This is a genomic window from Paenibacillus paridis (assembly GCF_006345825.1).
Lineage (GTDB): Bacteria > Bacillota > Bacilli > Paenibacillales > Paenibacillaceae > Pristimantibacillus > Pristimantibacillus paridis.
This window is the reverse complement of the sequence record NZ_VCIX01000030.1, coordinates 1-556: the sequence shown is the minus strand read 5'-3', so window position 1 is coordinate 556 and position 556 is coordinate 1. Positions and strand designations below refer to the sequence as shown.

Annotated in this window: 1 protein-coding gene and 1 pseudogene; both read right to left on the bottom strand. The window is 45.0% G+C overall.

Features of this window, described 5'->3' with window-relative positions:
* A pseudogene (locus FJQ58_RS32720) lies at positions 1-136 on the bottom strand (ribosome biogenesis GTPase YlqF); the annotation flags it as partial.
* A gap of 40 nt (positions 137-176) precedes the next feature.
* A complete protein-coding gene (lepB, locus tag FJQ58_RS00330; RefSeq protein ID WP_476641260.1) occupies positions 177-554 on the bottom strand; it encodes a signal peptidase I in 378 nt (125 codons plus the stop codon).
* Positions 555-556 lie beyond the last annotated feature (2 nt).

Sequence of the window (556 nt, the reverse complement as noted above, 5' to 3'; positions counted from 1 at the left end):
CCTCAATCATGGGATTCCGACTTGAAAGCGGAACCCTTGCATCCAATAGTTCGATGGCAAGATCGATTAGTTTGAGTTTGTCCTGTATTTGCCTTTTCGCCCGGGTCATATGTCCCGGAAACCATTGAATGGTCATTTACTCACCTCATTTAGTCCAGTGCTTTATAAATTCCAGCTTATTGAGCGGCCAGAAAATAACATCTGCCCGTCCAACAACCTCTTTGTCCGATACNGCTGTCGCTGCGATTATCACCCAGTGCAAAGATCATCCCTTCGGGAACGGTACCTTCCGTATGTTCAGCATTCGGGAAGTTTGGTCCGCCGCCGTTATAGAGCATGCCTTCAGCGTGTGCAGCCTCCAAAGCCTCTTTAATATAAGGCTCCTCGATTTTCTTATCATTTATATAAAGATCGTCGCCTTCAAGTCTTATCGTATCCCCAGGAACGCCGATTACTCGTTTGATAAATCTTCTGCCTTGCTCTGGAACATCGAATACGACAACTTCTCCATATTTCGGCTCGCGTATTGTATATACGATTTTATTTACGATCAATC